We start from the raw sequence: 287 nt of genomic DNA, 5'->3' as shown, positions 1-287 counted from the left end.
TAGATGATTGGTAGATTAAATCTGATAACTCACTCCCCTTGTTGGTAATCGGCTACTGAGGGATTTTATGTTGTTTTTCATAACTATTTCATCCCATTTTCGCAAAATTATCCGGAACATGCAGGTTTGTCTGAGAACATATTAATTGGTAGATGCACCCTGATAACAAACACCCCTTGATAGCTGTCGGCTACTTGGGGATTTTTTTATGTGCAGAAACAAACATGTAGCCAATTTTTTGCACAAATTTATCCGGAGTATACTGGTTTTCCTCAGAACATATTAAT

Source organism: Pelatocladus sp., from assembly GCF_059505505.1.
This window is presented reverse-complemented; position numbering follows the sequence as displayed.